Origin of the sequence: Legionella sp. km535, from assembly GCF_003990085.1 — a bacterium.
Lineage (GTDB): Bacteria > Pseudomonadota > Gammaproteobacteria > Legionellales > Legionellaceae > Legionella > Legionella moravica.
Genome location: NZ_RZGU01000050.1, coordinates 1 through 2,381, shown reverse-complemented (window position 1 = coordinate 2,381; position 2,381 = coordinate 1). Strand labels below are relative to the sequence as shown.

The following is a 2,381-nucleotide window of genomic DNA, read 5'->3' as shown; positions in this document are numbered from 1 at the left end:
GAAGATAGTGAGCAAATTGATTCGATTTCTTATTTAGTTCCTGGTAGGTATATTTTAGCTTTCCATGAGAAATTGCTATACCATCAGGATTTCTTTGCACTTGTGATTCAAATGTTTTTACCAGGTTTTTTGCATCAGAATACTGAAGATAATTATGATTAAATCCTAAAGTTATTTTATTATCATTTAAATATTTTAATTCTGTGGATTTGAAGGATGTTTTATTAATTAACTCACTTAACACTGATTGAAAAACTGTTAAGATCATCTCAATAATATCTTGAGAAAATAAATCCTCCGTATATTTTAGTGATAAACTAAAGTTTTCATCCTTATTATATGCAACTAAGGCTAACGGATAATCCAGCTTTTCTACAACTTCATCAATGCATATATTTAACCCTTGATCATGTGTAAAAGACTGAGATACAGGATAGTTTTCATAAACAAATAAAGTATCAAACAGCCGTTCACCTGAAGATTGTAGTTCAGCTAAATTTACCTTGCTATGAGAATTAGCTTCATTAATGTCTTCCTGAATCTGCTGAATAACGTCTATTATCTTACGCTCATCATGATTGACTATCAGAGGTACCGTATTAATGTACAAACCAGCAGATTGCTCCAGATTATCAATCGGAAGATTACGCCCAGAGATAACTGTGCCAACCGTTGTTTGGCGGCTGTATCCATAAACACTTAATACTTTATGCCAAGCATATTGAAGAATGGCATTTAGCGTCACTCCTCTTTCTTGTGACAAAAGAATTAAATCAATCTTCAAGGATTGGGATAAAACTAATTGCTGCTCCTGCGTCTTGTGAATGTATTTATATTCACTAACGACAACATCTCTTAAACCAGGTTTAACTAAACCATCCAAACAGACGCGCTCATCTAACTGGCTTAAGTAGCCTTCCCAATAAAATTTATCTGAACCGGTTGTCTGAATGTATTTTTGGGTCTCTAAATAACCGACATCTTCAGAGGACTCAATCACCTCATCCGCACACAGTCGTTTATAAGTTTCATGAACATAATCCAGTAATACCGCAACACCCCAACCATCCAAAATGGCATGATGATTATTAAAGATACAGGTATAGTGGCTTGCATGTTGCTTAATCAAGGTCACACGAAACAAACCACTTTCAGACAAGTCATAAGCACTTAATCTATCCCGTGCTTTTAGATCCTGGATTTCAGCCTCATCGGCGCATTCAATATAATTCCAATTCAATCTTGATTCTTTATCAACCACCTGAAGCATCTGCTCTTCCCAGGCAAAACGAAGTCTTAATGCCGGGTACTTTCTTTGAGCATAATGCCAAGCCTCCTTCAACTTACTCTTATCTATAGCGGACTTATAGTGCCATGAGATTTGCACTCGATACGCCTCATCCGTATCTCCCTGAGTTAAGGCATGATAAATAAAGCCTTGCTGAAGACTGCTTGCCTTATAGACTGCTTCAAGTTCTTGATGTTCTTGGAGACGGTCGAGATAATCCTGAGCAACAACCTGCTCTACATCACTGCACGTTAAATAGGTTCGTGATTGAGATGCCGTGTGCTCCACCAATGCTTTAAGATAAACTGTGAACTTATCAGTAACAACGGATAATGCTGCTTCCGGTAATCGGCTTACGATATTAAACTGAAGATGGCCTTCAGAGACCCAGCCATTTAGGTTGAACAGATACGTATCCCTATTTAATGGATCATTGGTTTCCCCAACCGCATCAGAACATAAGTCCCAGTCGTTTACTGAACCTTTATCAAGTTGCCCTAAATAGTTAAAACTGATTTCTGGAAGAGAGTTCTGCTCGTATCCAAACAGTGCACCGTAACCAACACCATGCTGTGGTATCTGTCTTTGCGCATCCTTAACTCGTTTTAAACTGAGCACCAGATCTTGGCAAACCTCTATGCGCACCGGAAATAACGTAGTAAACCAGCCCAGGGTTCGTGAAACATCGATTTCAGCATTAATCTCTTCCCGACCATGCCCTTCCAACACCACATGATGGACCCAATGACCTGTTAGCTCCGATAAGCTTAAACCTAAGGCTGTCAATAAAATATCATTAATCTGGGTGTTATAAGCCTTACCGCTTTCATGCAATAAACGGCTTGTTAATGACTTGGTAAAGGATAGATCAACGCTGTGAGAAACAGTGGTTTTTAATGAGGCATTAATGGGGATGTAGTCAGACATTACCCCGTTCCAATATTCCTTCTCCTCTTGATTCTTGCAGCCATCCCCCTCAAGAGCAGCAACCCATTGGCGATAACTGCTTCCTTTATTACCTAAGCGTTCGCCTTGGTACAAACGACATAAATCATCAGCCAAAATACGCCAGCTCACTGCATCAATGATTAAA

Annotated in this window: 1 protein-coding gene; it reads right to left on the bottom strand. The window is 38.8% G+C overall.

The annotated features are described in order from the left end of the window. A partial coding sequence (locus tag ELY21_RS15430) for a condensation domain-containing protein (RefSeq protein WP_199741730.1) occupies positions 1 to 2,381 on the bottom strand: 2,381 nt, incomplete at both ends.